The 21272-nt window shown below is 71.7% G+C and carries 22 protein-coding genes; 15 read left to right on the forward strand and 7 right to left on the reverse strand.

What is annotated here, in order from left to right; translation table 11 throughout:
• Positions 1-28: 28 nt before the first annotated feature.
• Together B378_RS0111630 and B378_RS0111635 are read left to right on the forward strand one after the other, a co-directional pair.
• Positions 29-1000 (forward strand): ribose 1,5-bisphosphate isomerase, encoded by a 972-nt coding sequence (locus B378_RS0111630; protein WP_017343954.1) that lies wholly within the window; start codon positions 29-31, stop codon positions 998-1000.
• Complete coding sequence (locus B378_RS0111635) at positions 997-2220, forward strand: carbohydrate kinase family protein (RefSeq protein ID WP_017343955.1); 1224 nt, start codon at positions 997-999, stop codon at positions 2218-2220. Before B378_RS0111630 ends, B378_RS0111635 begins: the two co-directional genes overlap by 4 nt.
• A 27-nt stretch (positions 2221-2247) precedes the next feature.
• Here B378_RS0111635 and B378_RS0111640 read toward each other — a convergent pair whose 3' ends face one another.
• Entirely contained in the window at positions 2248-3483 is a 1236-nt protein-coding gene (locus B378_RS0111640) for a hypothetical protein (RefSeq protein ID WP_017343956.1), read from the reverse strand.
• 99 nt (positions 3484-3582) lie between these two features.
• On the reverse strand, positions 3583-4644 hold the full coding sequence (locus B378_RS0111645) for an asparaginase (RefSeq protein ID WP_017343957.1): 1062 nt from the start codon (positions 4642-4644) through the stop codon (positions 3583-3585).
• A 313-nt stretch (positions 4645-4957) separates the two neighbouring features.
• Between B378_RS0111645 and B378_RS0111650 the strand changes: the two genes are divergently transcribed.
• The 4 genes from B378_RS0111650 to B378_RS17125 all read left to right on the forward strand — a co-directional run bounded on the left by B378_RS0111650 (position 4958) and on the right by B378_RS17125 (position 8465).
• Positions 4958-5179 carry a hypothetical protein gene (locus B378_RS0111650; protein WP_017343958.1) on the forward strand — a complete coding sequence of 74 codons (222 nt, stop codon included), beginning with the start codon at positions 4958-4960 and terminating at the stop codon, positions 5177-5179.
• A 267-nt stretch (positions 5180-5446) separates the two neighbouring features.
• A complete protein-coding gene (locus B378_RS0111655) occupies positions 5447-7105 on the forward strand; it encodes a DUF255 domain-containing protein (RefSeq protein ID WP_017343959.1) in 1659 nt (552 codons plus the stop codon).
• A 144-nt stretch (positions 7106-7249) separates the two neighbouring features.
• On the forward strand, positions 7250-8056 hold the full coding sequence (locus B378_RS0111660; protein ID WP_017343960.1) for a TrmB family transcriptional regulator: 807 nt from the start codon (positions 7250-7252) through the stop codon (positions 8054-8056).
• A 232-nt stretch (positions 8057-8288) separates the two neighbouring features.
• A complete protein-coding gene (locus B378_RS17125) occupies positions 8289-8465 on the forward strand; it encodes a hypothetical protein (protein ID WP_192812442.1) in 177 nt (58 codons plus the stop codon).
• Positions 8466-8494: 29 nt separating this feature from the next.
• Here the strand turns inward: B378_RS17125 and mptA are convergent, their stop codons facing one another.
• Positions 8495-9421 (reverse strand): GTP cyclohydrolase MptA, encoded by a 927-nt coding sequence (mptA, locus tag B378_RS0111665; RefSeq protein WP_004597169.1) that lies wholly within the window; start codon positions 9419-9421, stop codon positions 8495-8497.
• 194 nt (positions 9422-9615) lie between these two features.
• Here mptA and B378_RS0111670 point away from each other — a divergent pair, with 194 nt between their 5' ends.
• A complete protein-coding gene (locus B378_RS0111670; protein WP_017343961.1) occupies positions 9616-9909 on the forward strand; it encodes a 50S ribosomal protein L21e in 294 nt (97 codons plus the stop codon).
• A 1-nt stretch (position 9910) separates the two neighbouring features.
• Positions 9911-10267 (forward strand): RNA polymerase Rpb4 family protein, encoded by a 357-nt coding sequence (locus B378_RS0111675; protein WP_017343962.1) that lies wholly within the window; start codon positions 9911-9913, stop codon positions 10265-10267.
• Positions 10268-10370: 103 nt separating this feature from the next.
• Here B378_RS0111675 and B378_RS0111680 read toward each other — a convergent pair whose 3' ends face one another.
• Together B378_RS0111680 and B378_RS0111685 are read right to left on the reverse strand one after the other, a co-directional pair.
• The gene (locus B378_RS0111680; protein ID WP_026046272.1) at positions 10371-11114 is read right to left on the reverse strand and encodes a class I SAM-dependent methyltransferase; all 744 of its coding nucleotides are present in this window, start codon (positions 11112-11114) and stop codon (positions 10371-10373) included.
• Positions 11072-11875 (reverse strand): hypothetical protein, encoded by an 804-nt coding sequence (locus B378_RS0111685; RefSeq protein WP_017343964.1) that lies wholly within the window; start codon positions 11873-11875, stop codon positions 11072-11074. Before B378_RS0111685 ends, B378_RS0111680 begins: the two co-directional genes overlap by 43 nt.
• 102 nt (positions 11876-11977) lie before the next feature.
• On the opposite strand from B378_RS0111685, the gene B378_RS0111690 reads away from it, so the two are divergent.
• The 7 genes from B378_RS0111690 to B378_RS0111720 all read left to right on the forward strand — a co-directional run bounded on the left by B378_RS0111690 (position 11978) and on the right by B378_RS0111720 (position 18987).
• On the forward strand, positions 11978-12601 hold the full coding sequence (locus B378_RS0111690; RefSeq protein ID WP_017343965.1) for a DUF655 domain-containing protein: 624 nt from the start codon (positions 11978-11980) through the stop codon (positions 12599-12601).
• A 76-nt stretch (positions 12602-12677) separates the two neighbouring features.
• A complete protein-coding gene (locus B378_RS0111695; protein WP_017343966.1) occupies positions 12678-13604 on the forward strand; it encodes a 16S ribosomal RNA methyltransferase A in 927 nt (308 codons plus the stop codon).
• Positions 13601-14812: a mechanosensitive ion channel domain-containing protein gene (locus tag B378_RS0111700; protein ID WP_017343967.1), complete on the forward strand. Its 1212-nt coding sequence runs from the start codon at positions 13601-13603 to the stop codon at positions 14810-14812. Before B378_RS0111695 ends, B378_RS0111700 begins: the two co-directional genes overlap by 4 nt.
• Complete coding sequence (locus tag B378_RS0111705) at positions 14809-15429, forward strand: HemK2/MTQ2 family protein methyltransferase (RefSeq protein ID WP_017343968.1); 621 nt, start codon at positions 14809-14811, stop codon at positions 15427-15429. The genes B378_RS0111700 and B378_RS0111705 overlap by 4 nt, the downstream gene beginning before the upstream one ends.
• 78 nt (positions 15430-15507) lie before the next feature.
• Entirely contained in the window at positions 15508-16524 is a 1017-nt protein-coding gene (locus tag B378_RS0111710; RefSeq protein ID WP_017343969.1) for a 5-methyltetrahydropteroyltriglutamate--homocysteine S-methyltransferase, read from the forward strand.
• Positions 16524-17594 carry a methionine synthase gene (locus tag B378_RS0111715; protein ID WP_017343970.1) on the forward strand — a complete coding sequence of 357 codons (1071 nt, stop codon included), beginning with the start codon at positions 16524-16526 and terminating at the stop codon, positions 17592-17594. Before B378_RS0111710 ends, B378_RS0111715 begins: the two co-directional genes overlap by 1 nt.
• A gap of 643 nt (positions 17595-18237) precedes the next feature.
• Complete coding sequence (locus B378_RS0111720) at positions 18238-18987, forward strand: sugar phosphate isomerase/epimerase (protein ID WP_017343971.1); 750 nt, start codon at positions 18238-18240, stop codon at positions 18985-18987.
• A 9-nt stretch (positions 18988-18996) separates the two neighbouring features.
• Here the strand turns inward: B378_RS0111720 and B378_RS0111725 are convergent, their stop codons facing one another.
• Together B378_RS0111725 and eis are read right to left on the reverse strand one after the other, a co-directional pair.
• Positions 18997-19908 carry a hypothetical protein gene (locus B378_RS0111725; protein ID WP_017343972.1) on the reverse strand — a complete coding sequence of 304 codons (912 nt, stop codon included), beginning with the start codon at positions 19906-19908 and terminating at the stop codon, positions 18997-18999.
• Between the two features lie 49 nt (positions 19909-19957).
• Positions 19958-21229: an enhanced intracellular survival protein Eis gene (gene eis / locus B378_RS0111730; protein ID WP_017343973.1), complete on the reverse strand. Its 1272-nt coding sequence runs from the start codon at positions 21227-21229 to the stop codon at positions 19958-19960.
• Between the last annotated feature and the right edge of the window lie 43 nt (positions 21230-21272).

Genomic DNA, 21272 nt, shown 5'->3' on the forward strand with positions numbered 1-21272 from the left:
TAAATACACGGGCGGCTACCGGATCGGTATGACAGACACCGAGCCGGCGCCGGCGGTCCGCGAGACCGCCGAGTCGATCGCGACCATGGAGATCCGCGGCGCGGCCACCATCGCCTCCGCGGCCGCCGAGGCGCTCGCCGAGCAGGCGGAGGCGGCGGCCGAGGCGGACGCGACCGCGAGCGACCCCGAGGCGTTCCGCGCGTCGATGCGCGCCGCGGCGCGAACCCTCCGCGAGACGCGCCCGACCGCGGTGTCGCTGCCGAACGCCCTCCGCTACGTCCTCCAGCGGATGGAGGGCGACTCCGTCGATCGGCTCCGCCGGAGCGTCGTCGACGCGAGCGAGGCGTTCGTCGAACAGCTCGACCGCGCGCAGGAGGACCTCGGGCAGGTGGGCGCGAACCGCCTCGCGGACGGCGACACGGTGATGACCCACTGCCACTCCACCGACGCCCTCGCGTGCATCGAGGCGGCCGTCGAGCAGGGGAAGTCGATCTCGGCGGTCGTCAAGGAGACGCGCCCGCGCCAGCAGGGGCACATCACCGCCGAACAGCTCCGCGACGCAGGGGTGCCGGTCACCCTGATCGTCGACTCCGCGGCGCGGCGCTACCTCGACGAGGTCGACCACGTCGTCGTCGGCGCCGACTCGATCGCCGCCGACGGCGGCGTGATCAACAAGATCGGCACCTCGGGGCTCGCGGTCAACGCCCGCGAGCGCGGCGTCCCGATCATGACCGCGGCCCAGACGATCAAGCTCCATCCCGAGACGCTGACGGGCCACACCGTCGAGATCGAGATGCGCGACGAGGGCGAGGTGATCGAGCCCGAGGCCCGCGAGGAGATCGGCGACATCGCGGTCGAGAACCCCGCGTTCGACGTGACGCCGCCGCGGTACATGGACGCGATCGTCACCGAGCAGGGGCAGTTCCCCCCGGAGAGCATCGTGACGCTGATGCGCGAGCTGTTCGGCGAGGGCGCCGCCGAGCCGTGGGCGGAGCCATGAGCGGGCGCGACGGCGCTCCGGAGGACAGCGCGTCGGGCGACGGCGCCTCGGTCGACGGCGACCCCGGAGACGAGGGCGTCGACGACTGGGACGAGACCGTCGCGGCGTGGGACCGCGAGGTCGACGAGTGGGAGGAGGCCCCGGACGGCGGCACCGAAGGGCCGGTCGGCGGCGACGAGGCCGCCGACGGAACCGCCGACCGCGCCGGCGACGACGTCGATCCCGCGGTCGACCGCGACCCCGACCTGACCCCCGACGAGGCCGACCACGTGCCGAAGGTCGTCTCGGCGGGCCACATCAACTGGGACGTGACGATCCACGTCGACAGCCTCCCCGAGCCGGACGGCGAGACGCGGATCGAGCGGCTCGAACAGTCCGGCGGCGGCAGCGCCGCGAACGTCGCGGTCGGGCTCGTCGACCTCGGCGGCCAGTCGGTCGTCTACGGCAGCGTCGGCGGCGACGAGTCGGGCGCGCTCGCGCTGCGCGAGCTCGCGAGCGCCGGCGTCGACCCCGGGCAGGTGCTGGTCGACGCCGACGAGCCCACCTCGGTGAAGTACGTCATCGTCGACGGCGGCGGCGAACTGCTCATGCTCGCGAACGACGGCGCCAACGAGTCGTTCTCGGCGGCCGGGCTGGACCGCGACACGCTCGCGGCCGCCGACCACCTCCACCTCACCGGCCAGCAGCCCGAGACCGCGGCGGCGCTCGCGACCGCGGCCGCGGAGGCGGGCGCGACCCGGAGCTTCGACCCCGGGCGCCGCGTCGCGGACCGCGAGTTCGAGGCCGCGCTCCACGCGAGCGACGTGCTCTTCTTAAACGACCGCGAGGCCGACGCGCTCGAAGCGGCGACCGACGTCGACCCGTGGGAGCCGGACGACCGCGTCGTCGCGATCAAGCTCGGCGACGAGGGCGCGACGGTGCGGACGCCGCACGGCAGCGTCTCGCACCCGGGGTTCGACGTCGATCCGGTCGACACGGCCGGGGCGGGCGACGCCTTCGCGGCCGGGTTCCTCGCGGCCGCGCTCCGGGAGCCGGAAATCACCGGCGACGGGTTCTCGCACGACCCGCGCGACTACCAGGTGCCGATCCTGGTCGGCAACGCCTGCGGCGCCGTCGCGACCGAGTCGGTGACCGCGCGCACCGACCTCTCGTGGGACCGCGTCCGCGAGACGATGGGCGAGTCGCCCGAGACGGACCTGCTGATCGAAGTGCGCGCTTGACGCACAGCGGGGTCACCGCCGGGGCGGTCACCCCTCGTAATCGAACGCGACCGCGAGGTCGGCGGCGCCCCAGAACACGAACCGGTACCGACCGGGGACCAGGTCCGGGCAGACCCGGAGCGCGTCGGCGTGCGGGCCACCCTCGACCGACGTCCCGTCCCTGACGGGCCCGCCCTCGACGAGCCCGGACTCGGTCATCTCGAACTCCCACTCCAGACTCTCGCCCGGCGGGACGATGATCGCCTCGTCGGTGTACGCGAACGTGGCGTCGCCGTCGGTCCCGCGGAGCTCGGTCCACCCGTCCTCGGTGCGGATCTCCAGGTTGTACTTCCCCTGATTGCCGACGGACGCCTCGCGCGCGGAGACGTTCGTCAGTTCGATCCGGAACCGGGTGCCGCGGCCGATCGCGAGCGGATCGGACCCGGCGTCGTCGTCGCCGGGGGTCACGACGCGAAGCGCGAGCGGCCCGTCGCCGCTGGCGTCGCTGCCGGCGCCGCCCCCGCCGCCCCAGTTGACCCCGCCGTCGTACATCTTCGGGTGTCGCTCGAAGCCGTCGGCGTCGCAGTCGAAGGCGGCGGGGACGGTCGAGGGCTCGTGGTCGGGCCGGATCCCCCCGGCGAGCCCGTCCGGGTCGCGGAGCCAGTCGCCGTCGCGCACCGTCCCCGTCTCGCCCCAGCCGTCGGTGACGGAGAGCCGGACCGCGTCGGGGAGCGGGTCGGCGGTGACCCGGAGCAGCGCGGCCGGGTACGTGATCGCCTGGCCGCAGGCGACGTCGTCGCTTTCCGCCCCGCGGACCGTCGCGTCCGCGACGAGCGTCCCGTCCTCGACGCCCACGTTCTCGAACGCGATCTCGTCGTGACAGGTGTCGGGACCGACGGACTCGACGTAACAGAGGACCGACTCCGCGAAGTCGGTCTCCTCGACGAACGCGCGGACCTCTTCGGGTGCGTCGTCGAGGAGCCACGAGCCGTCTCCCTCCTCGGCGATCAGCGTACAGAACCCGCGCCGCTCGGTCCGGCGCCACGCCGGGCCCGAGAGGGCGGCGCCGACCTGCTGGACGACCGTCGTTACCTCCTCGGCGTCGCCGCCGTCGCCGTCGGGCCCGTCGTCTCCGTCGCCTCCGCTCCCGTCGCTGCCGTCTCCGTCGCCTCCGCTCCCGTCGCTGCCGTCCGCCGGGACGCTGGCCTCCGTACACCCCGCGAGCGCGACGCTGCCGGCGGCGGCGACGCCGTAGAGGGTCCGTCGTCGCGTGAACTGAGTCATACCTCTCGGTACGCGGCCGGTACATAAGGGCTTCCTGTAAGCTCAAACGCCCGTCTGACCCATCGCGGCGAGCGGTTTCGTCCGCCCGTCGCGGTCGGCTTACGCCGGCGCGAACAGCGCCTCGATCCCCTCGGAGTCGAGTTCGGCCGCGAGGCCGAGCGCGAGCGCGACGCGCGCCTTCGCGGCCGGGAGGTCGCCGGCGAACGTCACCCCGCGGTCCGCGAGCGTGACGGCGCCGCCCGGCGTCCCGTACACCGGCTCCGTCGGCCCGGCGGGCGGGCGGCCGGCGACGACGACCGGCACGGACTCGACCGCCTCGCCGATCGCGTCGCCGAGCGCCCCGGTGACGTTGCCGAGACCGGTCCCCTCCACGACGATCCCGCCGACGCCAGCGTCGAGCGCGCGTTCGAGCGCGCCCGCGCCGACGCCGGTCCCGGAGTGGATCACCGGGACCTCGGGCACGTCCGCGGCGCCCCCTATCGCGTCTGCGAGGGGGTCGACCGCGACGCCGCGCTCGGGGGCCCGGACCAGCCGCGAGGCGGCGCGGGTGAACGTCGCGACCGGTCCCGTCCCCGGCGAGGTCATCGTCGACAGCGCGTTGCTGTGGCCCTTCACCACGTCGCGGGCGGCGTGGAGCTCGTCGTCGAACGCGACGTGGACGCCCGGCGCGAAGCGGTCGTCCGCGGCCGCCCGGACGGCGAGCGCGAGGTTCGCGGGCACGTCGCTGGAGGGCTCGTCGAGCCGGCGCTGCGCCCCGGTGACGACGACCGGCGCGTCGAGGTCGGTGAGGAGGTCGAGCGCGAACGCGGTGTCCGCGAGCGTGTCCGTCCCGTGGGTGACGACGACGCCGTCGGCCCCCTCTGCGACCGCGTTGCGCGCGGCCGTCGCCGTCGCGAGCACGTCCCGCCACCGCACGTCGAACCCGGGCTGTGAGCACACCTCTCTGGTCGTCACCCGCGCGTGGTCGCTCACGGCCGGCACCGCCTCGACGAGGTCGTCGCCGGTCTTCTCGGGCGCCGCGCCGTCGTCGCCCGGCTCCGAGGCGATGGTGCCGCCGCAGGCGACGACCGCTACCCGCGGGCGGCCGCCGTCGGCGCGCGCGGCTGCGTCGTCTGGATCCCTCCGGTCCTCGCGTCCGTCACGGCGATCGGTCTCGGTCATACCCCACCTCGCTCCCCGACGGACAAAGCGGTTGGTGCCGCGGCAGTCGTTCCGCGCCGCGCCCGTCGGTCTCCGACTGTCGCCCGCCCCCATCGTCGGCGGTCCGCAGCGGTCTGGTCGCTCCGGATGGGTCGACTCGCCCCGCGGCCGGCGGATCGCCGCTGATCCCGAAACAAAGGATTAGCTGGCTCGATAAACAGTTAAAATGTCTTTGCGGCCGTTTTAAAACGACGCGATCGGTCGAGAAATGTGGTGAAATTCGTCGAACCCTCGGCGGGGTATATGTGGTCCCCCGTCGTACGGAGAAGTGTCCATGTCAACCCCCGCTCCCACCCAGATCGCCTCCGGCGAACGGCTCGCCGGGCTGATGACCGGCACCGTCAAGGCCGCCGCCTTCTGGGCGGCCATCGCCATCCCGGCGACGTACCCCGCCCTGCTGTACTCGGGGCTCGACGGCGGCACCGGGCAGCTGTTCGTCGTGCTGCTGTTCGCGAACGCGCTCGCGCTCGCGCTCGGTCACGACTACAAGCGGTGACCGTCGACGCCTGACCGCTCACCGAGAGCCGAGTCGAACCGCCCTCCGAACGTCCGACGCGCCGCGTGGACACCGGCGCTTCGCCCTCCCTCCTTCCGCCCTTCCCCTCCTGCCTTCCGCCCTTTCCCTCCCGCCCTCCGCCTTTCCCCTCCTGCCCTCCGCCCTTTCCCCGCTTTCGTTCTCTCCGCCCTCCTTCCGCCGCACCTCGGTTCCTGCGCCAGCATCCGCTCTCGAAGCGCTTACCCCCGCCCCGATCCGACTGGGCGTATGAGCGACGAGACCCGCGTCGAGTGGCGCGACTGGGGCCCCGAGGCGTTCGCCGAGGCCGACGAGCGCGACCGCCCGGTGCTGCTCTCGCTGTCGGCCACCTGGTGTGAGGGCTGTCACGAGATGGACGCGATCACCTACGCGGAGCCGCGGATCGCGGCCAACGTCAACGAGGAGTTCGTCCCCGTCCGCGTCGACGTCGACCGCCACCCGCGGGTGCGCGAGCGGTACAACATGGGCGGGTTCCCGACGACCGCCTTCCTCACGCCCGAGGGGACGCTGCTGACGGGCGCGGGCTACCTCGACGTCGACGGGATGCGGCAGGTGCTCGAATCGGTCCGCGAGATGTGGGCCGACAAGGGCCGCGAGGCCGGGCGCGTGCCCCGCGCGCTCGACGCCGACCTGCCGCCCCGCGGCGAGGTGACGGACGGGATCGAGAGCCACCTTGCGGGCCAGTTAGAGGCGAAGTACGACGCTGAGAACGCCGGCTGGGGGACGGACGCGAAGTTCCCGCTCCCGCGGACCGTCGAGTTCGCGCTGAAGCGCGACCGGAGCCGCGCGCTCCGGACGCTCGACGCGGTCCGCGACCACCTCACCGACGACGTCGACGGCGGGTTCTTCCGCTACGCGGGCACCCGCGACTGGGGCGACGTCGCCTACGAGAAGCCGCTGGACACGAACGCCGCGGTGACCCGCGCGTTCGCGAACGCCTTCCTCTACACCGGCGACGAGGCGTACTTGGAGCCCGCCGTCGACGCCGTCTCCTTCCTCACCGACGAGCTCTGGACCGGCTACGGCGTCGGCGGCAGCCTCGGTCCCGGGCTCGGCCGCGCCTACTACGCCGCGCCGGCCGCGGACCGCGCGGACCTCGACGAACCCCGCCGCGACCTCACCGTCTTCGCCGGCGGCAACGCGCTCGCGGCGGACGCGCTGCTCGCGGTGGCCGCCTACACCGACGACGAGCACGCCCGCGAGTACGCCGACCGGATCCTCGACGGGCTCGAACGCGACCTGATCGACGCCGAGAGCGGCGTAGTGACCCACTACCGCGGCAGCGACGAGGCCGGCGAGACCGACCTGCTGGAGGACGCCGCCCGCGTCGTCGGGGCGTACGTCCGCGCCGCCGGCGTGCGCGGCGAGGGCGCCGACGTCGCCCGCACGGTCGCGGACCGGGCGATCGACCGGCTCCACGTCGACGGGTCGTTCGTCGACGGGCCGCGCTCGGGGCCGGGGCTGCTCGACCGGTCGTTCCGCCCGCTCGACGCCAACGTCGAGATGGCGTCGTCCCTGCTCGACCTGGCGGCGCTCACTGGCGAAGAGCGCTACCGTGAGGTCGCCCGCGAGACCGCCGAGGCGTTCGCCGGCGCCACCGAGCGGCTGAGCGTACAGGTCGCCGACTACGGGAGCCTCGCGGGGCGGCTCCGGCGCGGGACGACCGTCATCGCCGTCGGGACCGAGCCCGGGAGCGACCTCCACCGCGCCGCGTGGCGGGTCGCCGACCACGAGAAGGTGATCGCGCCGAACGCCCACGAGGCCGACGCGCCCGCGCCGCGGACGGTTTCGGAGGGGACGGCGGTCGTCCTCGCGGGCGACGGCGCCTCGGAGCCGGCGGAAACGCCGGACCAGTTGATGGATCGGGTCGGCGACGTTCTGGGCTGAGGGTCTGGACCGCGCCGGATCGACGCGTCGGCGGCGTCGCTCTGGCGTCGGCGGTATGGACTCGGCGTCGACGGTCGTCCGTGAGCTCGGCCGCGGATCGTAAACGGACGATGCGTTTATACGGGCGCCGGGGCATCCCCGAGTATGGCATCTCTTCGCGACTTGGGCCTCTCCGAGTACGAGGCCCGGGCGTACCGCGCGCTCCTTCGGACCGGGCCGACGACGGCGAAGGACCTCTCGCGGGCCAGCGAGGTCCCGATGGGGCGGATCTACGACGTGCTCAACAGCTTAGAGCAGCACAACCTCGTCCGCAGTCAGGCGGCGAGCCGGCCGAAGAAGTACGTCGCGGTCGAGCCGGACGCCGCGCTCGACCGCCTGCTCGACGAGAAGAAAGAGGAGCTCCGGACGCAGGCGGAGCAGTACGAGTCGGTCGTCGACGACCTCTCGACCGAGCTCGACGCCGGCGAGCCGGTCGACGGCCAGTTCTGGACCGCGGCGGTCGGCGCCGAGGAGGCGACGGACCTCCTCTTAGAGCGGATCGCCGCCTCGGAGCGCCGGGTGGTCGTGGTTGCGGGCGCGCCCGCGACCGGCTTCGACCTCGGCACGATCGGTGAGCGCGTGACCGCCGAGCTGGAAGCCGCGCTCGACCGCGGCGTGGAGATCCGGGTGCTGCTGTCGCCGGCGACGGTCGACGAGCTCCCACGGAGCGTCGGCCGGCGGTACACGTCGGAGCTGGCCGACATGGAGGGGTTCGAGGTCCGGACGATCCCGGGCGTCGACGGGACGTTCAACGTGTTCGACGAGATCGAGGTGTGCATCGAGGTGCCGCACCCGCTGTCGGCGGACGAGCCGTTCGCGATGATCGACGTGAAAGACATCGAGTTCGCGACGAGCGTGAAAGACCAGTTCGAGCCGCGCTGGGCGGAGGCGGAGCCGCTGACGTTCGGATAGGTGGCTAGCGACGACAGTTTATAAATGGCGGTGCGGCGGCGCGTGCCTGCGAGCGGCCGCCCCCGGCGGCCGCGAGGAGCACGCGCGAGGGAGTCGGTCGCCGAGCGGAGCGACGGCGACCGACGAGGCTGGGGAGGCGTGAGGTGCGGTTGCGGTGCTGTGCGGGGCGGGACTCAAAGGGGCAGTCGCGAGGCCACCGTAGGCGACCCAAGCACCGCAGCGAAGGAACGGAGTGACTGAGCGAGGAGCGCAGCGAGCGTACGGTGGCCTCGCGGCTGGGGCTTTGGAAGTGTTCGCAGTCGATCTGCAATCAGCAATTTATAAGCGAGCGGCTGGGGCTTTGGAGGAGTTCGCTGCCGCGCCGCTAACTATTTATAAACAATCGACAGCAACGCCCGGACTTATTTAAAAAGGCCTGGAGACCACGTCTACACGCTCTTATCGGTCGAGTTCGTCCCGCAGGTCGCCTAAGCGGACCTCTCGCTCGGCGTGGGCGTTGTGCTGGTGGATCGACTCGTCGTTCGACTGTTTCATGTGGATCACGGCGTCGTCGGAGAGGTGCGGGAACTCCTCGACGGTCCCCTCGGCGAGCGCGCGGACGCAGTCCTCGACGAACTTCGCGTCGGCGTGGGCCTCGTAGGTCATGTGGTCCTCGTCGGGCCGCTTCGCCATGTTGTAGATGCGCGCGCTCATAGAGTCGCGGGCGACGTCGATCACGTCCCGGAGGTCCACGTCGGGGTGGCCGTCGGTCGTGATCGTCAGCGTCGCGTGGCCGCGCTGGGAGTGGCCCGGCTGCGGGACGGCGTCTAAGAACTCCTCGGTCGTCTCCTCGTCGACGCCCAGCTCGGCGAGCTTGTCGCGGGCCCGCGACTCGCTCATCCCCTGCGAGCAGGGGCAGACGGTCATCCCCGTCACCTCGGCACCGATCTCCTCGCGCGTGCCGTCCTCCGTCGCCTCGGCGCTGGCGACGATCGTCGCCGTGCTCTGCGTCTCGATGCCGGACGCCGGCGTGTCCTCGCGGGTGACCAGCTCCGCCGACATCGACACCTCGGCGGTGGTGGTGTAGTCGTGTTTCTCGAGGAGTCGCTCCGCGGCGTCGCCGCAGACGTCCTCGACGCGGTACGCCTCCTCGCGGGTGATGTCCTCTAAGATTTCGTCAACCGTCGCGAGGTTCCGCGACATGTCGATCCCCTTCCGGCCGCTCGGGAGGTCGACGAACACCTCGAACTCCGCCATGAGGACGATGGGCCGTTTGTCGCCGCGCGCCAGCTTGACGAGCTTCTCCACGCCGGTGACGCCGACCTGCGAGAGCCCGACGGTGACGTCGGGGGCCGAGGCCTGTACGTCCGGCAGCTGATGACTCATTACGAATATGATAGGGACTGCCGGGATTAGCCCTTTCGGAAGGGGGAGGTGCGTCTGGTAGTCGCGCGCGTGCGACCCGACCGCGCGAACGGGCGGCGCGGCGCTCGCCGTCGACTCGCGCGTGTGAGACGCCCACGTCCCGAGGATCGTAACGCACGATTTATAACGGCGGCAGCGGAAGGTATCCCAAGACCATGCCGAGTTCCAATGGGCCGCAGAAGGCGACTCGCGACAAGCTCTCGAACAAACCCCGCAACCGCGGCCCCTCCCCGCCGCAGCGAGCGATCCAGGAGTTCGAGGAGGGGTCGCAGGTCCACCTCAAGATCGACCCGAGCGTCCCCAAGGGGCGCTTCCACCCGCGGTTCGACGGCCGGACCGGGACCGTCGTCGGCAAGCAGGGCTCCGCGTTCAAAGTCGAGATCCCGGACGGCGGCAAGACGAAGACGCTCATCGTCACCGCCGCCCACATGAGCGCGCAGCAGAACTGAGATGACAATTTTCAAGGAAAAACTCGACGAGGAGTACGTCACCACCTCCGAGGCGAAGGAGATCCTCGTGGAGATCGAAGACGAGCGCGCGGAAGACGAGGACCGCGACCTCCGCTACGAGCTGGCTCGCGCGATCGAGCACGTCAACCGGTTCGCGGACCTCGACGCCGACGAGTCCCGCGAGCTCGTCGAGGAGCTGGCCGAGCTCGACCAGATCGACGTGCCGACCGCGGTGAAGATCACCGACCTGCTCCCCGAGGATCGCACCGAGCTCCGCTCGGTGTTCGCCCAGGAGCGCTACTCGCTCGACGGCGAGGAGCTCGACGAGATCCTCAACGTCGTCGCGAAGTACGCCTGATCGCGCCCCTCCCGTTGACGGTCGAGACGGACCCGCGCGTTTTCTCTCGCCTTCGACTGGACAGAGGCGGCCCTGTCTCGACCCCGAGGCGCGACCGCCGTTCTCAGCCGCTCCGTCCCGCTTCGACCACGATCGTTCCGAAGAGGCGTCGGTCGCGCTCGCGGACGGTCGCGCCGTCGTCGAGCGCGCGCCGCGCCGCGGCGGTCCGCTCGGCGAGCCGCCCGAGGGGGTCGTCGGTCGTCGCGTCGAAGAGGCGCCCGTTCAGCGCCACAAACGCTCGCAGCGCGGCGTTCGCCGCCCGGTTCCCCTCCGGGACGAACGCCGCGACGACGACGGCGTCGCTCAGCTCGCACCAGCGGCGCAAGACCGGGTACGGGTCGGAGAACAGCGACGTGACGAACGTCGCGAGGACGCCGTCCGCGGCCGCGACGGGCGGGCGCTCGGCGTCGGCCTCGACGAGCGAGACGTTCTCCCAGCCGCGCCGCTCGACCAGCCCCGCTGCCCGGTCGAGCATCCGGGGCGAGACGTCGACGCCGACGACGCGGCCGTTCGGCCCGACGACGTCGCGGAGCGCGGGGAGGTTCACGCCGGGGCCGCAGCCGAACTCGACGACGGTGTCGCCCGGCGAGAGGTCCAGCGCGTCGACGCAGGCCGCGCGGACGCCGCCGACGGACGCCGTGGCCCGCGCGAACCAGTCGTAGGCGCGCGCCCAGGCGTCGTAGCCGCGCCGGATCCGGCGCAGGCGGTCGGGCTCCCGCTCGGCGGGCCCCGAGCGCGCCCGGTCGCCCGCCCCGTCGCCGCGGGTCACGGGTCGGCGCCGACCGCCGCCGGCGGGGTCTTCGGCCACCATCTCTCGGGCCCGTCTCGGGCGACGGTCGACTGACACCGCTCCGAGCCCTCGCAGCCCCGCGGCCGCTGGTAGGCTATCCCGCGCTCCGCGAGGTAGGTCACGTACCCGTCGTCGACGCGGTCTAACTTCTCGTGGCACACCCACCGCTTCCCGCAGGTCCCGGCCGCGACGTTCCGGTACGGACAGGTGAACCGCGTCTCCTCGATCCCGCCCGCCGACGCGGTCTCGTCGATCCGCACGCCGACGGTCCGGTACGCCAGCCGAAGCCGTCGGACGACCGCGCTCGGCGACGACGCGCCGAGGAAGAGGACGTGCGCGAGCGCGTACCCGAGGTCGTGGAGCAGCCGCTCGCCCCGCGTCAGCGACGCGCGGTCACCCCCCAGCCGCGACCGTAGGGTACCGTACCACTCCGCTATCTCGCGGACCTCGTCGCGCAGCGCGGCCGCCTCCGCGAGGGCCTCGCGGCGCTCTTTCAGGGGCGTCGGCCCGTCCGAGAGCCGGAACGAGGGCACCGCCTCGACGTGTTCGAGCACCCGCTCGCGGAGGCAGTCGCCGTCGGCGTGGGCCGCGGCGCGCCGCCTGAGCTCCGGGTACCAGTCCCGCGTCAGGGCGCCGTACGCGCCGTCGAGCAGGTTGTCGATCCGCGCGGCCTCCGCCGCCTCAGTCGTCTCGCCGCCGTCCGAGTCGCCCGCCTCCGGCGAGGGGCCCGGGAACACCTCGACGAGCCGCATCACCTCCGCCGGCTCCGGTTTTGCCATGGTACTACGTGGCACTCGACGCTCTTGAATCCGGCCGTCGGCTGACGCGGACGCCTCCGCCTCCCCAGCGGTTTTTTCACCGCTCGGAGCGATAAACGATACATGAACAACGCCGACGGCGACGGGACGCCGGCCGACGATCGGAGCGGGGGCAACGCCGCCGCGGACGACGCCGCCGCGGACGACGGCCCGACCGCCGTCCTGCTCGACGTGCTGCCGAACGGGCGTCCCGACGACGACCGCCCGCAGTCCAGTAAGTCGCCGGTGGCGTACGGGCTCGGCGTCGGTTCGTTCGCGCTGTACGAGCTGACGCTCGCCGACGGCGCGGACGTCTCGGTGGGCGACCGGATCGCGCTGGACGGGCCGGCCGTCGGCCGCTACCGCGAGGTGTCGTTCGACGACCTCACCCGGAACGCGGCCGCGGAGATCGAGTACGCCGCGGAGGCGATCGTCGAGGCCGACGAGGAGCGCTTCGTCGACTTCTACAACGAGGCGGGGCCGATCACCCTCCGGCTCCACCAGCTGAACCTGCTGCCCGGGATCGGCAAGAAGCTGCGGAACGACCTCTTAGACGAGCGGAAGCGCGGCCCGTTCGAGAGCTTCGCGGACGTCGAGGAGCGCATCTCCGGGCTCCACCGCCCGCGGGAGGTGATCCTCGAACGGATCGTCGAGGAGATCCGCGAGGACGACCTGAAGTATCGGACGTTCGTCGGCCGAGAGGAGTGAGCCGCGCCCTCCCTCGGCGGCCGCTCCGGTGACCCCGAAACGAGGCTTTTACCCGAACACCGCGTGTACCCCGGCTATGACCGACTCATCGACGGGTGAGGGCGCCGCGTACGGGAGCCGCGATCCCGACGCGCTCGCGAGGCGGGCCGGCGCGCGCGCCGACCCCGACCGCGACCAGCACTTCCTCGTCGACGACCGGGTCCTCGACCGGATTCCCGGCTACCTCCCCGAGGACGCCGACACCAGTCACGTCCTCGAGATCGGCGGCGGCGCGGGCGCGCTCACCGACCGGCTGCTGGCGACGGCGACGGCGACCGCGGACGCGACCGCCGACCGGGGCGCCGCCGACCCCGACCTCGGGCGCCTGACGGTGATCGAGCGCGACGGCGCCTTCGCCGAGTTCCTTCGCGAGGAGTTCGCGGCCGCGGTCGCCGACGGGCTGCTCGACGTGGTCGAGGGCGACGCGCTCGACGTCGATCTCCCGCCGTTCACCGCCTGCGTCGCCAACCTCCCGTACGGCGTCTCCTCGGAGATCGCCTTCCGGCTGCTCCCCGAGAAGAAGCCGCTCGTGTTGATGTTCCAGGCGGAGTTCGCCGACCGGATGGTCGCCTCGGCCGGCGAGTCCGAGTACGGCCGGCTCTCGGTGTCGGCGCAGCACTACGCCGACGTGGAGATCGTCGAGCGCGTCCCGAAGGAGGCGTTCGACCCCCAGCCGGCCGTCGAGAGCGCCGTCGTGCGCTGTACCCCGCGCGACCCGGACTACGTCGTCGGCGACGAGGCGTTCTTCCTCCGGTTCGTGAAGGCGCTGTTCACCCAGCGGCGAAAGACGGTGCGGAACGCGGTGCGGAACACGGCGCACATCTCGGGGCTCGACGACCCGGACGCGGTCGTCGACGCCGCGGACGAGGAACTCATGAGCAGCCGCCCCGGCACGCTGGAACCGGCGGCGTTCGCCGCGCTGGCGGAGCTTGCCCGGGAGCATGGGTCCCCGACGGAGGCGTGACGATGACGAGCTGGATCGGCGTCGTGACGGAGCTTCAGCGCGCGCTCGCGGGCAACTTCGAGCGGTTCGCCGCCTCGGTCGGGATCGTCGCCGCGGTGGTGACGGTCCGGTTCCTGACGGGGCGACTGAAGCACGGGGACCGGGACCTCAGCTCCACGCAGCGGCTCCTGCTGTCGGCGACGGTCGGCGTCGCGACCGCGGTCGGCGCGCTCACGCTGATCGCGGTGTGGGACCGGAGCGGCGCCCTCTTCGAGACCGCGCGGTCGGCGCTGAGCGCGAACCAGCTGTCGAACGTCGTCCTCGCCGTGATCCTCCTCGCGATCGCGTACGCGCTCACGGACTTCCTCGGGGGCGTCGTCCGCGAGGTCGGCGCCGAGAGCGCGTCGATCTCCAAACACCAGCAGGAGGTCATCCTCCGGATCACGCAGCTGACCGTCTACACGTCGGCGATCCTCGCGGTCGTCGGGCTGTTCACCGAGAACGTCGGCAGCCTCCTCGTCGGCGCGGGATTCTTAGGGATCGTGATCGGGATGGCGGCCCGGCAGACGCTCGGCGCGATCCTCGCGGGCTTCGTGCTGATGTTCTCGCGACCGTTCGAGGTCGGCGACTGGGTGGAGATCGGCGACCACGAGGGGACGGTGACGGAGATCTCGATCATGAGCACCCGCCTCCGGTCGTTCGACGGCGAGGTGATCACGATGCCGAACGACGATGTCCGCTCGGGGTCGATCGTCGACCGCTCGCGCCGGAACCGGCTGCGGATCGAGGTCGAGGTCGGCGTCGACTACGACACCGACGTCGAGCGCGCGGCCGCGGTCGTCGAGGAGGCGGTCGCCGACGTCGAGGACGTCGCCGAGATGCCCGAGCCGAACGCCGTGACGAAGCGCTTCGACGACTCGGCGGTCGTGTTGGGGCTCCGCTACTGGATCCGGAACCCGAGCATGCGGAAGCGCTGGCGGACGCGGACCGCCGCGATGAACGCGATGAAGGAGGCGCTCGAAGACGAGGGGATCGTCATCCCGTTCCCGCAGCAGACGCTCTCCGCCCGTGCGGAGGGCGCGAGCGGGCCGCAGTTGGACGCGTCCGTCGAGGGCCGCGCGGCGACGCGCGGCGGGTCCGCGGACGGCGAGAACGACGGATCCGCGGACGCGGGCGACGGCGGCTCTGCGAGCGCGAGCGACGGCGGCTCGGAGGGCGACGGCCGATGACCGGCGGCGGGGACGAGGGAGACGGCGAGAACGGCCACGACGGCGGCGACCTCGCGGCGCTGCGCGGCGCCGACGACGCCACGGTCTACCAGCCCGCCGAGGACTCCGGGCTGCTCGCGGAGGCGGCGATCGAAGAGGCGCACGGGCGGGTGCTGGAGGTCGGCACGGGCTCGGGGTGGGTCGCTGAGCGGGTCGCGACCGAGCGCGACCTCGACGTGGTCGGCAGCGACCGCAACCCGCACGCGGCGCGGCAGGCCCGGGAGCGCGGCGTCGAGGCCGTCGTCGCCGACCTCCTCTCGCCGTTCCGCGAGGACGCGTTCGACGCGGTGTGTTTCAACCCACCGTACCTGCCGACCGACCCGGACAACGAGTGGGACGACTGGATGGAACACGCGCTCTCGGGCGGCGAGTCGGGCCGCGAACTCATCGAGCCGTTCCTCGCGGACGTGGGCCGCGTGCTCGCGCCCGACGGCGTCGTCCTCCTTTTGGTCTCCTCGCTCACCGGATACGACGAGGTGCTCGCGCTGGTCGAGGAGGCCGGGTTCGACCACGAGGCCGTCGTCGAGGAGTCGTTCCCCTTCGAGACGCTCACGGTGTTGGCGCTGCGGCGAGCGTAGCGCTCGACCGCGTAGAATAACTCAAAAGCATATTATACATTAGCAAATATTATACGACGGTATATCTAACGGACGGTGATGACCGAACGTGTCGCGGCGACGCCGGGGCTGTACCCGCTCCCGGACCGGGCGAAAGAGACGCTCTCCGACCTGAAGGGCCACCAGAAGGGGGACCTCCTGAGCGGCGACGAGAGCGAGGCGATCGTGGCGGAGTACGACGACGTGCGCGCCGAGTACGTCGACGACCAGCTGGACGCCGGCCTCGACCTGATATCCGAGGGGCAGGGCCGCTGGGACGACATGATCGCGCACCCGCTGACCGTCAGCGACGCCGTCGAGACCGGCGGGATCGTGCGGTACTACGACAACAACAACTTCTACCGCGACCCGCGCGTCGTCGACGACCTCGGCGTCTCCGGCGACGTGGCGGGCGAACTGGAGAAGGCCGCCGACCTGCTCGACGACGCCGACGGCGCCGCCGACGCGTCGCTCGCGGCGACGCTCCCCGGGCCGTACTCGCTGGCGGACCTCGCGACGGACGAGCACTACGGCGACGAGGCGGAGTTCCAGGCGGCGATCGCCGAGTTCCTCGCGGGCGAGGTCGCGGCGTTCCCCGACCACGAGACGCTGTTCCTCCTCGAGCCGTCGCTCGTCACGAACCCGCCCGCCGAGGGCGACGAGGAGCGCGCGACCGACGCGATCGCGACGGTCGCGGCCGAGACCGACGCCGACGTGGTCGTCCAGACGTTCTACGGCGCGCTCGACGAGAAGCTGTACGCCCACCTCGTCGACGAGGCGGGCGCGGACGCGCTCGGGCTCGACCTCGTCGCCGGCGACCGCGACGACACCGTCTACAACGTCCAGGAGTTCGGCTCCACCGACTCGCTGGCGCTCGGGCTCGTCGACGGGCAGAACACGCTCGTCGAGGAGCCGGAGACGGTCGCGGAGCGCGTCGAGTGGTTCGAGGAACAGATCCCGCTCGAGGGGTTCGACCGGACCTACCTGACGCCGAACACCGAGCTGTTCTACCTGCCGACGAACAAGTACCGCGAGAAGCTGAACGCGCTCGCCGCCGCCGCGGAGGTGCTCGACTAATGGTCCGAAACCCAGCCGCCAACCGCGACCAGTTCCGCCCGCACGACCACCCGAACGACACGTTCCTGCTCTCGACCGTCGTCGGCTCCTACCCGAAGCCGAAGTGGCTCAACCGGGCCGACGAGCTGGTCGACGACCCCGACTCGAAGTTCGACGCCGACGACCTTCACGAGGCCCACGACGACGCCTGCCGGCTCATCACCCACGAGCACGAGCGCGCCGGGCTCGACACCGTCGTCGACGGCGAGATGCGCCGCAACGAGATGGTTGAGTTCTTCGCCGACCGCATCGACGGCTACGAGTTCAACGGCCCCGTGAAGGTGTGGGGCCACAACTACTTCGACAAGCCCAGCGTGGTCGAGGCGGTCGAGTACGACGAGCCGTGGCTCGTCGACGAGTTCGAGTTCACCTCGAACGTCGCCGAGCGCCCCGTCAAGGTCCCGATCACGGGCCCGTACACCCTCGGCTTCTGGGCGTTCAACGAGGCGTACCCCTCCACCGAGGAGCTCGTCTACGACCTCGCGGACCTCGTCAACGAGGAGGTCGAGAAGCTCGTCGAGGCCGGCGCGCGCTACATCCAGATCGACGAGCCCGCCTTGGCGACGACCCCGGAGGACCACGCCATCGTCGGCGAGGCGCTCGAACGCATCGCCGCGGGCATCCCCGAGGAGGTCCGCATCGGCCTCCACGTCTGTTACGGCGACTACTCGCGGATCTACCCCGAGATCAACGACTACCCGATCGACGAGTTCGACGTGGAGCTGTGTAACGGCGACTTCGAGCAGATCCCGACGTTCACCGACCCATCGTTCGAGCCCGACCTCGCGCTCGGCGTCGTCGACGCGCACACCGCCGAGATCGAGTCGGTCGAGGAGATCAAGCAGAACATCCGCCAAGGCCTCCGCGTCGTCCCGCCGGAGAAGCTCACCATTTCGCCCGACTGCGGGCTGAAGCTCCTCCCGCGCGACATCGCGTACGGCAAGACCGAGAACATGGTCACCGCGGTCCGCGAGGTCGAGGCCGAGATCGATTCCGGCGAGATCGACCTCGACAACCCGCTCGACGACTGAATCGGCGCTGTTTCGGGTTTCTCTATCAGTCCGGTCCTCGCTGAGACGGCCGGGAGAACGCGATTGCTTCCTGTTCGACAGCGGGAGTGGGTATCGCAGATCGCTACAACGATTCGATATTTAAACAGTCGCCAACGGCACCGACGGCCGTTTATAAATGGCAGGCGGTGGCGCGCCTGCGAGCGGCCGGAGCGAAGCGGAGGCCGCGAGTCAGTCCGCGAGGGACGCCGCGAACGCCCGCAGGGCGTGAGCGGCGAGGCTGGGGAGGTGTGAGGTGCGGTTGCGGGGCTGTGCGGGGCGGGACTCAAAGGGGCAGTCGCGAGGCGGGCGCAGGCGACGTAAGCACCGCAACGAGGGAGCGGTAGCGACCGAGTGAGGAGCGCAGCGAGCGTGCGGCCGCCTCGCGACTGGGGCTTTGGAGGGATTCACCGCGGCCGCGTCGATCACTTATAAACAGCAGACAGCAACACCGCGCTCCGAGTTATAAACGACCACACTCACGACGCACTACACCTACTCCCGCTATCGCTCGTCGCTACGTCTGTACTGAGCCAGTGGAGTATCGAAACTGGGCCACCGAATCGCAACAGAGCCGCCGACCCGCCGGCACCATCTATACAAAGCCGCCGCACCCACCGCCGACATGGAGATCGGCGTGACCGTCGGCGACGACCTTGACCGCCTCGCGGCGTCGCCCACGCGGTTCGACTTCTGCGAACTCGGCGTCGGCGAGCCGACGCTCGTCCCGGGCGAGATCGACCCGGAGCGACTCGCGGACGCACTCGCCGGCCGCGACCTGCTCGTCCACCTCCCCTACAGTCAGCGGCTGGCGACGTACGTCCCCGAGGTCAACGACGCCATTGTCGACTACCAGCGCCGGCTTTTAAATGCGGCCGGCGACCTCGGCGCCGAGAAGGCGGTCCTCCACGCCACCTCCGCCGATCGCGACGACGTGGACTTCCGCGAGACCGCCGGCGAGCAGCTCCGGCGAGTCGCCGACGCCGGTCGCAAGGCGGGCGTCGAGGTCGTCGTCGAGAACGTCGGCCACCAGCACGCGGGGCTCCAGCTCTCCGTCCTCGGCGACCTCGTTCGCGAGACCGGGACGCCGATCTGCTTCGACGTCGGCCACGCGTACATGGAGGGCGGCAACAAGGCGATCAAGCGATTCCTCCGGAGCCACGGCGACCGGATCTCGCACCTCCACTGTCACGACGTCCGCCGCCGCGGCGACACGCACCTCCCGGTGGGCGCCGGCGAGGTCGATTACGACCTCGTCGAGTCCGAGCTCGCGGGCTTCGACGGGACGGTCGCGCTGGAGGTGTTCACCGACGACGAGACGCTCCTCCTCGATTCGGCCGCGCGCGTCGCCGACCGGCTCGGCGTCTCCTTTTAAAAGTGTGACTCAGTTCGCCCGGTTGTCCGCGTTTTCGTCGCCCCCGTCGTCGTCCGCGCCGTCCGCGCTGGCGTCCGCACCGCTCTCTTCGTCTGGACCGCTCTCCGCGTCGTCGCCATCGTCGAGACCGTTCTCGCCCGCGTCCGAATCGACCTCGTCGCCGTCGATCTGGCGCTTTATCGACTCCAGCTCGGACTCGACGTCGACCTCCGGCGGGTCGTCGTCGTCGTCGCCGGCCGCGTCGCCCTCGGCGCCGTCCTCTCCCCCTTCGTCGGGATCGGTCACGTCGATCTGAACCGGGCTCGCGTCGTCGCCCCGGTCGGACCGCGTCTCGTCTCGATCTCGGCTCCGATCGCTCCGGTCTCGGTCCCGGTGCCCGTCGTCTCGATCCCGCGTCTCGTCGTCTCGGCGCCGGTCGCGGTCCCGCCCGAGTCGCCGGTCTCGCGCCGCGTCCGCCTCGCGGCGCCCCTCGTCGATCCGGGACTCGATCTCCGCCGTGAGGTCGCGCGCGTCGGCGATGATCGAGCGCGAGGCGGCGTCCTCGGGGAGGTCGGCCTCCGAGAGCGCGGTCCGGAGCTCGGAGAGCGACCGCGAGAGCCCGGCGGTCGCGCCGTCGCGGACGTCCGCGAGGCGGTCGCCCGCCCCCTCCGCGCCCTCGGCGACGCTCCGGCCGGGGTCCGCGAGCCGGAGGGTGCCCTGAAGCAGTTCGAGGGACTTGATCGTCGTCTCCAGCAGGGCGATGAGCGTCGGGATGGTGTACTGTTCGGTGAACCGCACGAGCTCCGAGAGCCGCGGCGGCCGCGGGGGCCCGCGGCGGTCGCGCTCGGTCTCCCGGAGGTCGGCGCGGAGCTCGCCCAGCACGTCCTCGAGCTCGTCGAGCCGCTCCTCGAGGTCGTCGTCGCGTGGGTCGCGGGAACTCATGCCGCGTCGTAGGCGGTCCGCGAATAAAAAGCCCGGCAGCGCAGGCGATTCAGAACCCCTCGCGCAGGAAGGTCCGCCGCGGCGGGAACAGGGCGGCGAGGTCGGCCGCGAGCCCGTCGGGCGCGCCGTCGGCGACTTCGAGCGCGGCGTGCGCCCGGAGGTCGTCGACGTCGCGGTAGCCGGCGTACAGCTGCGAGAGAGCGCCGATGCCGGCGGTCACGTCGGGGGCAGCGGCAGCGGAACTATCCTCCCCGGAGTCGACCCGCTCGGCGTCGACTTCGCCGTCCGCGACGGCGACTCGGAGCGGCCGATTGTGCCAGTCGACGAGGGGATCGTCGACCGCCAGCGTGAACGCGGTCTCGACGCCGGGGTCGGGCGCGAGCGCGGTCAGCGCGTCGGGAACGTCGACGAGGCGGAACATCGGCCCGGCGCGGACCTCCTCGGTCACCGCGCGGGGGTCGTCGACGCGGTCGAGGACGCTCACGTCGACCGGGAGCCGCAGCCGGACGCGCTCGACCTGCGAGTCGTGGTCCCGGCAGAACCGGAAGACGCGGTCCCAGTCAGCGGGGTCGGCGACCGCGGCGTCGGAGACGACCATCGCGCGCCCGTCGCCGTCGTCGCGCTCCTCGAACGTGTACGACAGCAGCGCGCGGAGGTCGCTATCGCGCTCGAAGCCGTAGACGTAGGGGTCCGTCTTCCACCCGCGGAGGGTGCGCTCGCGCCACCACGCCTCGGTCCGCGCCATCGTGAAGTCGTAGCGCTCCGCGGTCGCGGCGAGGAGGTCGGCGGCCGCGTCGTGGTCGTCCTCGTCGAGCCGGCGGAACTCGCCCGCCTCGTCGCCATCGCCGTCGTCTCCCGCCGGGTCGGCGCTCCTCTCGGCCGCGAACGCTAACTGTTCCGGCGGGGTTTTCACCCAGCGGTAGCGGTTCACCGTCGCCCAGCCGTACCGGCGGTAGAACGGGTGCTCGAAGGGCCACAGCACGGAGAAGCGGACGCCGTCGCCGCGGTACTCCGTCAGCGACTCGCGGAGGAGCCGCTCGATGTGCCCCTGTCGCCGGTGTTCGGGCGGCGAGGCGACCGCGGAAAGCCCGGCAACGTCGCGGTCGCGCCCCCGGATCCGGAGCGAGAAGTCGTGGTGGCCGCACACCGCGACCGGCTCATCGCCGTCGAACAGTCCTCGGTAGTCGGCGAGGTGCTCGCGGTCGTCGTCGTCTTCCTCGGGGTCGTACGGTCCCTCCTCGGGGGAGAAGGCGTAGCGCATGAACGCGCGGAACTCGTCGTCGCGCTCCTCGGGGAAGGGCCGGTAGTCGAGCTCGCCCATACGCCGTCGGCGCCCGGGAGCCGCATAAGCCTTCCCGGCGCCT

This window comes from Halorubrum sp. T3 (assembly GCF_000296615.1).
Taxonomy (GTDB): domain Archaea; phylum Halobacteriota; class Halobacteria; order Halobacteriales; family Haloferacaceae; genus Halorubrum; species Halorubrum ruber.

Bases quoted from the DNA above. Each gene is read 5' to 3' on its own strand.
- B378_RS0111635 (WP_017343955.1), top strand. From the start codon at position 997: ATGAGCGGGCGCGACGGCGCTCCGGAGGACAGCGCGTCGGGCGACGGC.
- B378_RS0111645 (WP_017343957.1), bottom strand. From the start codon at position 4,644: ATGACCGAGACCGATCGCCGTGACGGACGCGAGGACCGGAGGGATCCA.
- B378_RS0111675 (WP_017343962.1), top strand. From the start codon at position 9,911: ATGACAATTTTCAAGGAAAAACTCGACGAGGAGTACGTCACCACCTCC.
- eis (WP_017343973.1), bottom strand. From the start codon at position 21,229: ATGGGCGAGCTCGACTACCGGCCCTTCCCCGAGGAGCGCGACGACGAG.
- B378_RS0111725 (WP_017343972.1), bottom strand. From the start codon at position 19,908: ATGAGTTCCCGCGACCCACGCGACGACGACCTCGAGGAGCGGCTCGAC.
- B378_RS0111695 (WP_017343966.1), top strand. From the start codon at position 12,678: ATGACCGACTCATCGACGGGTGAGGGCGCCGCGTACGGGAGCCGCGAT.
- B378_RS0111685 (WP_017343964.1), bottom strand. From the start codon at position 11,875: ATGGCAAAACCGGAGCCGGCGGAGGTGATGCGGCTCGTCGAGGTGTTC.
- B378_RS0111660 (WP_017343960.1), top strand. From the start codon at position 7,250: ATGGCATCTCTTCGCGACTTGGGCCTCTCCGAGTACGAGGCCCGGGCG.
- B378_RS0111640 (WP_017343956.1), bottom strand. From the start codon at position 3,483: ATGACTCAGTTCACGCGACGACGGACCCTCTACGGCGTCGCCGCCGCC.
- B378_RS0111705 (WP_017343968.1), top strand. From the start codon at position 14,809: ATGACCGGCGGCGGGGACGAGGGAGACGGCGAGAACGGCCACGACGGC.
- B378_RS0111670 (WP_017343961.1), top strand. From the start codon at position 9,616: ATGCCGAGTTCCAATGGGCCGCAGAAGGCGACTCGCGACAAGCTCTCG.
- mptA (WP_004597169.1), bottom strand. From the start codon at position 9,421: ATGAGTCATCAGCTGCCGGACGTACAGGCCTCGGCCCCCGACGTCACC.
- B378_RS0111630 (WP_017343954.1), top strand. From the start codon at position 29: ATGACAGACACCGAGCCGGCGCCGGCGGTCCGCGAGACCGCCGAGTCG.
- B378_RS0111650 (WP_017343958.1), top strand. From the start codon at position 4,958: ATGTCAACCCCCGCTCCCACCCAGATCGCCTCCGGCGAACGGCTCGCC.
- B378_RS0111715 (WP_017343970.1), top strand. From the start codon at position 16,524: ATGGTCCGAAACCCAGCCGCCAACCGCGACCAGTTCCGCCCGCACGAC.
- B378_RS0111655 (WP_017343959.1), top strand. From the start codon at position 5,447: ATGAGCGACGAGACCCGCGTCGAGTGGCGCGACTGGGGCCCCGAGGCG.
- B378_RS0111720 (WP_017343971.1), top strand. From the start codon at position 18,238: ATGGAGATCGGCGTGACCGTCGGCGACGACCTTGACCGCCTCGCGGCG.
- B378_RS0111710 (WP_017343969.1), top strand. From the start codon at position 15,508: ATGACCGAACGTGTCGCGGCGACGCCGGGGCTGTACCCGCTCCCGGAC.
- B378_RS0111690 (WP_017343965.1), top strand. From the start codon at position 11,978: ATGAACAACGCCGACGGCGACGGGACGCCGGCCGACGATCGGAGCGGG.